The organism is Oerskovia douganii (assembly GCF_015142735.1).
GTDB lineage: Bacteria > Actinomycetota > Actinomycetes > Actinomycetales > Cellulomonadaceae > Oerskovia > Oerskovia douganii.
The window spans coordinates 1-7,055 of sequence record NZ_JACSPN010000013.1; the positions used below are offsets into that span (position 1 = coordinate 1).

A 7,055-nucleotide genomic window follows, 5' to 3' on the forward strand; every position below is an offset into this window, starting at 1 on the left:
CACCGTCGCCACCAAGCCCTCGACGGCCAACCCCCGATCAGCAGGCTGTAACCAACCTCCTGGCCGGGTACAACTAGGCCGCGGCCGGCTCGGCGCGCCGCGTGGGTGACCAGCGGCTCGTGAGGTCGCCGAGCGCCCGGGAGAGCGCCGCGTTGAACGCGTCGGGAGCGTCCAGGTTCACGTCGTGCCCCGCGCGCGGCACGACCACGAGAGCCGTGTCGGGAGCCGTGTCGAGGTATCGCTTCTCGTCGAGGCGCAGGTGGTCCCGCTGACCGTTGATGAGCCACACCGGCACCTTCGCGGCGCGCAGGTCCGCGCGCGACGAGCGGCCCGCGAGCTCGTGGAGCATGTCGGTCACGACCTGCCACGCGGGCCGACCGAGGAGCTGCGGATCGGCGAACGACCCGGCCCCCGTGAGCTGGGCCGAGGCCCGGGCGCCGCCGGGGACGGACCTCCCGGCGCGCAGCACGCCCTGCAACCGGCCCAGGGTGCGACGGGTCGCGGTGCCCGCAGCGTCCACGAGGGCGGCGGCCTCGCGGAACAGCGCGACGGGCTTGCCGCGCGGGTCGGCGCTGCACGCGCACGCCACGACGCCGGCCAACCGCTCCGGACGGGTCGCCGCGTACGCGAGCGACGTGTATCCGCCGAGGGACATGCCCACCACGACGACCGGGACGTCCTCCGGGAAGGAGGCGACGGCGTCGTCCAGGATCTCGAAGGCGCGCGCGAGCGTGAACCGCTCGTCGCTGCGCTCACCGTGCCCGGGAAGGTCCACCGCGACCGCGAGGTGGCCGGCCTCGCGCACGTGAGCGAGCTGACGACCCCAGATCGCGTTCGACGTGCGCACGCCGTGCACGAACACGACTGCGGCAGGCGACCCCGCCACGGACGCCTGCGCGAGGCTCGGGAGGAGGTCGATCGACGGGGCGGACGGGAGGGCGGTGGCCCGGGGTGCAGGCTGGCTGTTTCGCATCGCTTCGGATGCTGCCAGCGCCACCTGGGAGCCCTGCGAAAGCCCGGCGGGCCTCCCGTGAACGTCCTGTGGGGGCCTTGGGGCGCATCGGATCTCCTCCGGAGACGGGGCCCGGCGCCGCGGTACGAGACCTCACTCCCTGCGGGTGTGGACGTCTGCACGCGGCAAGCAGCAGCCGGCCTCGTGGCGCCGTGGCGTCGACCTCGCGGGGCCTGTGGGCTGCGTCCGGAGGATCGAGAAGACGGCGAGCCTCTGTTCGTGCTCCGTTCGTCCGGTGTGTCGACGTGTGCACGCCGCCTGCTGGATGTGTCATGTCGGCATGGTCATCACGCTGAGCACTCCGAACCCCTCCGCGCTGCACGAGATGATCGAGGTGCTCGCCAGTTGGCAGCAGGAGAACAAGTCCCTCCAGCTGCACCCGGGTGATCTCGGGTGGGCCTGGCAGATCGGTGCGTCAGAACTGGCCGGAAGGGTTCGCACCTGGGCCGTGAACGGCCGGCCCGTTGCCTTGGGCTACCTGGACGGTGGCACGCTCCTGCGCTTGGCGATCGCGCCGGACGCTGAGAACGACCAAGAACTTGCCTCCCGGATGGCGGACGACGTCGCTGACCCGTCGCGTGGAGTCCTTCCTGGAGGTCCCGTGGCGGTCGAGGCCCGTCTCGGGGGCGTCTTCCGGTCACGGTTGCTGGGAGCAGGGTGGCAGGCCGATGAGCTGTGGACGCCGATGATCCGGGATCTCGTTGAACCGGTGCCCCGCCCCGACGTGCGGATCGAGGAGGTCGGCCCTGAACTGGCACACGCCCAGGCCCTGGTTCATCGGGCCTCCTTCGAGTCGTCTCGCTTCACGGACGAGCGCTGGCACACGATGACGACCGGCCCGGCGTACGCCGCCGCCCGTTGTCTGCTCGCCTACGACGCTCAGGGCTCCGCTGTGGCCACAGCCACCGTGTGGTCGGCGGGAGAAGGGCGGCCCGGTGTGCTCGAGCCTCTGGGAGTGCACCGTGACCACCGAGGCCACGGATACGGCAGGGCGATCGCCTTGGCCGCGGCCTCGGCGCTCCAGGAGATGGGGGCCTCGAGCGCGACCGTGTGCGCCGAGAGCTCGAACGTCGGCGCGGTCGCCACGTACTCGTCGGCCGGCTTCCAGAGCCACCCGGAGGTCGCCGACCTCGTCCGGGTCGGCTAGAGGTAGGTGCTGACCGGCGCCGAGGCAGTGGGCCCGTCGCGTCCTGCGGGACTCGCACACCTCGGTGAGCGACGTCGTCGGGCCTGGCCTGACGGGTGGTGACGCGGGCGCTCACTATCCTGAGGGGGTGCGCATCGACCTCCACACCCACTCCACGGCGTCCGACGGGACCGACGCCCCGGCGCAGGTCGTGGCGGACGCAGCCGCCGCCGGGCTCGACGTCCTGGCCCTCACCGACCACGACACGACCGCGGGCTGGGCCGAGGCGGCCCGCGCGGCCCAGCACCACGGCGTGGCGCTCGTGCGCGGCATGGAGGTCTCGGCCCGCTCGGGGCACGTCTCGGTGCACCTGCTGAGCTATCTGCACGACCCGACGCACCCAGACCTTCTCGTCGAGATCGAGCGCACGCGCGAGGACCGGATCTCGCGCGCCCGGCGCATGGTCGAGCGCATCGGCGAGGACTACCCGCTCACGTGGGAAGATGTCCTGTCGCAGACGCAGGAGGGGACCACGATCGGACGGCCGCACATCGCGGACGCCCTGGTGGCCTCCGGCCACGTCAGCGACCGTTCGGCGGCATTCGCCACCATCCTGCACCCCGGCACCGGTTACTACGTGCCGCACTACGCACCCGACGTCCTGGACGCCGTGCGCGCGGTGCGCGCGGCGGGCGGCGTGCCCGTCTTCGCCCACCCGGGCGCCGACGGACGAGGACGCGTGGTGTCGGACGCGGTCATCGAGGAGATGGCCGACGCAGGACTGCTGGGGCTCGAGGTGCACCACCGCGACCACAGCGCGCAGCAGCGAGCCCGGCTCGAGGACATCGCCCACACCCTGGGCCTGTTCGTCACCGGCTCGAGCGACTACCACGGGGCCGGCAAACCGAACCGGCTCGGCGAGAACACGACAGCACCACGAGTGCTGGAGACGATCGAGGAGCTAGGCACGTTGGACGTGATCCGATGACGGCGCGGGCGGTGGTGTCGTGAACGACATCATGGACCTGCGCCTCTTCACCGAGGTGTTCATCACGCTGTTCGTGATCATGGACCCTCCCGGGACGGTACCGATCTTCCTGGGCCTGACCAGCGCCATGGGCGCCAAGCAGCGCAACCAGGCCGCCCGGACGGCGATCCTCGTCGCGTTCGGCGTGATCGTGTCGTTCGCGGTGTTCGGCCAGCAGATCCTCAACTACATGGGCATCTCGCTCCCGGCGCTCAAGGCGTCCGGCGGGCTCCTGCTCCTGCTGGTCGCGATGGAGCTGCTGACCGGGAAGATGGAGGAGCCGACGCCGTCGGGCAACAAGGGCGTCAACGTCGCCCTGGTCCCGCTCGGCACGCCGCTCCTCGCGGGACCCGGTGCGATCGTCGCGACCATGGTCTTCGTCCAGCGCGCCGACGGGTCCGCGGCCGACTGGGTCGCGATCGCGGCAGGCGTCGTCGCGGTCCACATCACGCTGTTCCTGGCGATGCGCTTCGCGAACGTCATCCACCGCGTCCTGGGCGACTCGGGCACGATCCTCGTGACCCGGATCGCGGGTCTGCTGCTCGCGGCCATCGCCGTGCAGCTCGTCGCGGACGCCGTCACGGCATTCGTGCAGATGGCGGGCTAGCCCCATCACGCGAGAGCGCCCGCGAGACCGTCCGGTCTCGCGGGCGTTCGTGCCCGACGAGCGGCCTCGGCGCCGGACGTGAAGGAGAGCACGTGATCGAGATCGACCCGGAGGTCGACGCCGCGTACATCACGCTGCAGCCCATCGGCGAGGGAGCCGCGACGCGGCAGATCGTCGTGGACGACGAACGGCTGAACGGCGAGATCGTCCTGGACATCGACGAGGAGGGGCGGCTGCTGGGGATCGAGCTCATCGGGTACCGCAGCCTCCTCAGCGGTGAGGGTGGGGCGCGCTCATGAGTGCGTCGAGGGCGGTCGCGGCCGGCCGGGAGATCGCGCACCGGTGTTCGTTACCTCATCGAGACGGCGGTTGCGAGCCTCCCGGCCCTTGAGCGCCCCTAGGGTGGACGGCGAGAAGAGGGCATGGCTCTCTTCGGTCATGAGTAACGAAGGAGTGCTGATGAAATCGCCAGGTCGTCGCCGACCCGCCCTCACGGCGGGGGTCGTCGCCGCGGTCCTCACCGCCGCGCTGCTCACGGCCTGCACGGACGAGGTGAGCACCGTCCCGTCCACGGGCCTGGGTCTCGTCCCCGTGCCCACGGACGTGAGCGTCGACGAGGGCGAGGGGTTCGTGCTCGACGCGGACTCGACGATCGCCCTGGTCACCCCCGAGATCATGGCCCCGGAGGTCCACCAGGTGGGAGAGGAGCTCGCCGAGTACCTGGGCACCGCGACAGGCCTCGAGCTGCCGCTCGGCCCGGCCGTCGAGGGCGCGACCGGCGAGATCCGCCTCGAGCTCACGACCGGCGCCGAGGCGGTCTGGGACCGGAACAGCCCGCTCGACGACCCGGCGGTCGACGCCTACCAGCTGACGGTCGACGACGAGCAGGTCGTCCTGACCGCCGCCGCGCCGCCCGGGCTGTTCCGCGGCGTCCAGACGCTGCGCCAGCTCTTCCCGCCGGAGATCGAGGCCCGGTCGGTCCAGGACGCTCCCGCAGGCGGCTGGACCGCACCGGCCGTCACGATCACCGACGAGCCACGCTTCGCCTACCGCGGCGCGATGCTCGACGTGGCCCGCCGCTTCTACCCGGTCGAGTCCGTCAAGCGTTTCATCGACCACGCGTCGACGTACAAGCTCAACGCTCTCCACCTGCACCTGACCGACGACCAGGGCTGGCGCATCGCCGTCGACGCCCTGCCCGGGCTCACCGAGACGGGCTCCACGACGCAGGAGGGGTGGGAGCCGGGGACCGGTGGCGGCGAGCGCTGGTACTACACCGCGGAGGAGTACGCGGAGATCGTCGCGTACGCGGGCGAGAAGTTCATGACGGTCGTCCCCGAGATCGACGGGCCGGGTCACACCCTCGCGGCGCAGGCGTCGCTCGGCTCGCTCACCTGCGACGGCGTCCCGACCCCGCTGTACTGGGGCCCCGAGGTCAACAACCCGATCGTCTGCGCGAGCGACGAGAACATGGGCAACGTCCGCGCGTTCCTCCAGACGGTCCTCGCGTCGGTCGCGGGGCAGAACCCCGGCCCGTACCTGCACCTGGGTGGGGACGAGGCGCCCAGCCCTCCGGGCTGGTACCAGAACTACGCCGAGGCGGCGAACGAGATCGCGACCGGCCACGGCAAGACCGTCATCGGCTGGCACCAGTGGGGTGCCGCCGACGACCTGCCGCCCGGGACGCTCATCCAGTACTGGGGCGTGGGGGAGCGGCTGCGCGGGGTGATCGGCGGGGAGGCGAAGAACGCGGACCTGGTCGACGTGCAGGACGCCCTCGACATGGGTGCGCGGCTCATCATGTCGCCCGCGGACCGCACCTACCTCGACATGAAGTACGACGGCGACACCCCTTACGGCCTCGAGTGGGCCACGCGGATCACGCTCGAGGAGGCGTACGACTGGGACCCCGCGACCGAGCTCACGTCGCCGGACGGCGAGAGCGTCCTCGCCGACGAGTCCGCGATGGCGGGCGTGGAGGTGCTGCTGTGGTCCGACCGCTCGTACCCGGACAGCCTCGTGAGCCTGCCGTCCGGGCCCGAGGTGTTCGTGCCCGTCGACACGTACGCCGACTTCATGCTGTTCCCGCGCCTGCCCGCGACGGCCGAGGTGGCGTGGTCCGAGCAGGCCGACCGGGACTACCCGGACTTCCGCGACCGCCTCGTGCAGGTGTCCTCGCGCTGGACCGAGGCGGGAATCGGCTGGAACGAGGCCGCCGACGTGGACTGGACCCCGTGACCCACCACCAGGATGCGCCCGCGCCGCCCTCGACGAGCGGCTCGGACCACGTCTTCCTCGTCCGCCACAGGCACCGCCAGACGAGCGGGCACGTGGACGACAAGATGATCGGGGTGTTCGCGTCCGCCGCCTCGGCCGAGCGGGCCGTCGAGCGGCTCCGCGAGCAGCCCGGGTTCCGGGACACGCCGACGGACTTCACCGTCCACGCCCTCCCGGTGGGCGCGGTCCTCGAGCACGGGATCGTGATGGTCGAGTGAGGGCCGGCGCGGAGGTGTGGCTCGTCGTGACCCTGCACCAGGACGGTGAGACGGACGTCGCGGTCTTCCGGGGCGCGTTCGCCTCGGAGTCGGACGCGCTCCGTGCGGTGGGCTCGGTCGTGGTCCCGCCCGGCGGGACCGTCGACGTCATCCCCTACGGCCTCGACGAGGTCCACTGGACGGAAGGCTTCGTGACCGAGTACTCCTGACGCCGGGCTCTACCAGGCCCCGGGGTCGGGTCCCGGCGCGACGAACGCGACCCGTCCGTCGTCGGACACCACGAGGCCGGGGTTGTGCGCGACCTCCCAGCGGAACCCGTCCGGGTCCGCGAAGTACCCCGAGTAGCCGCCCCAGACCCGGACCTGCGCCCGCACGACGACGGAGCCGCCCGCGGCGGTCGCGCTCGCCAGGACGTCGTCCACCTCGGCGGGGGAGCCGACGTTGTGCGCGAGTGCGACGGGTGCCATGCGCTCGGTCCCGTGGTGCCCCTCGTGGATGCCGGGGCCGGCCTCCTCGAGGAGGTCGGCGCGGCGCCACAGCGACAGCAGCAGACCGTGGCCCACCTGCAGGAAGACGACCTCGCCCGGGACCTCTTCGACCGGCTCCCAGCCCAGGCCCTCGACGTAGAAGGCGCGTGCCCGGGAGACGTCGCGCACCCCCAGGGTGATCAGACTGACGCGGGCTTCCATGGACCCACGCTAGCCCCGCCGCACCGGGTACGCCGCTGCGGGGCCCGGGTGCTGGCAGGTTCTGGGACGACGACGGCGGGCCGCCGCTCCGTGGAGCGA

Annotated in this window: 9 protein-coding genes; 7 read left to right on the forward strand and 2 right to left on the reverse strand. The window is 72.0% G+C overall.

Translation table 11 applies throughout. The features are described 5' to 3' along the window. Window positions 1–73: 73 nt before the first annotated feature. Window positions 74–973, reverse strand: a complete 900-nt coding sequence (locus H9623_RS10780) for an alpha/beta fold hydrolase (protein ID WP_193720052.1) — start codon at window positions 971–973, stop codon at window positions 74–76. Window positions 974–1,337: 364 nt separating this feature from the next. Here H9623_RS10780 and H9623_RS10785 point away from each other — a divergent pair, with 364 nt between their 5' ends. From H9623_RS10785 to H9623_RS10815, 7 genes are all read left to right on the forward strand, one after another. Next, window positions 1,338–2,159, forward strand: coding sequence for a GNAT family N-acetyltransferase (locus H9623_RS10785; RefSeq protein ID WP_227748522.1), 822 nt, complete (start codon window positions 1,338–1,340; stop codon window positions 2,157–2,159). A gap of 127 nt (window positions 2,160–2,286) precedes the next feature. Next, the gene (locus H9623_RS10790; RefSeq protein WP_193720054.1) at window positions 2,287–3,126 is read left to right on the forward strand and encodes a PHP domain-containing protein; all 840 of its coding nucleotides are present in this window, start codon (window positions 2,287–2,289) and stop codon (window positions 3,124–3,126) included. 19 nt (window positions 3,127–3,145) lie between these two features. Continuing rightward, window positions 3,146–3,772: a MarC family protein gene (locus tag H9623_RS10795; protein WP_193720055.1), complete on the forward strand. Its 627-nt coding sequence runs from the start codon at window positions 3,146–3,148 to the stop codon at window positions 3,770–3,772. Between the two features lie 92 nt (window positions 3,773–3,864). Next, window positions 3,865–4,071: a DUF2283 domain-containing protein gene (locus H9623_RS10800; RefSeq protein WP_193720056.1), complete on the forward strand. Its 207-nt coding sequence runs from the start codon at window positions 3,865–3,867 to the stop codon at window positions 4,069–4,071. Between the two features lie 160 nt (window positions 4,072–4,231). Next, window positions 4,232–6,010, forward strand: a complete 1,779-nt coding sequence (locus H9623_RS10805) for a beta-N-acetylhexosaminidase (RefSeq protein WP_193720057.1) — start codon at window positions 4,232–4,234, stop codon at window positions 6,008–6,010. Further along, window positions 6,007–6,267, forward strand: a complete 261-nt coding sequence (locus tag H9623_RS10810; RefSeq protein ID WP_193720058.1) for a hypothetical protein — start codon at window positions 6,007–6,009, stop codon at window positions 6,265–6,267. Before H9623_RS10805 ends, H9623_RS10810 begins: the two co-directional genes overlap by 4 nt. A 26-nt stretch (window positions 6,268–6,293) precedes the next feature. Continuing rightward, window positions 6,294–6,476 carry a hypothetical protein gene (locus H9623_RS10815; protein ID WP_193720059.1) on the forward strand — a complete coding sequence of 61 codons (183 nt, stop codon included), beginning with the start codon at window positions 6,294–6,296 and terminating at the stop codon, window positions 6,474–6,476. 9 nt (window positions 6,477–6,485) lie between these two features. Here H9623_RS10815 and H9623_RS10820 read toward each other — a convergent pair whose 3' ends face one another. Continuing rightward, entirely contained in the window at window positions 6,486–6,956 is a 471-nt protein-coding gene (locus H9623_RS10820; protein WP_193720060.1) for a VOC family protein, read from the reverse strand. Between the last annotated feature and the right edge of the window lie 99 nt (window positions 6,957–7,055).

Coding starts and splice junctions, on each gene's coding strand:
- H9623_RS10780 (WP_193720052.1), bottom strand. CDS start 973: ATGCGAAACAGCCAGCCTGCACCCCGGGCCACCGCCCTCCCGTCCGCC.
- H9623_RS10785 (WP_227748522.1), top strand. CDS start 1,338: ATGATCGAGGTGCTCGCCAGTTGGCAGCAGGAGAACAAGTCCCTCCAG.
- H9623_RS10805 (WP_193720057.1), top strand. CDS start 4,232: ATGAAATCGCCAGGTCGTCGCCGACCCGCCCTCACGGCGGGGGTCGTC.
- H9623_RS10820 (WP_193720060.1), bottom strand. CDS start 6,956: ATGGAAGCCCGCGTCAGTCTGATCACCCTGGGGGTGCGCGACGTCTCC.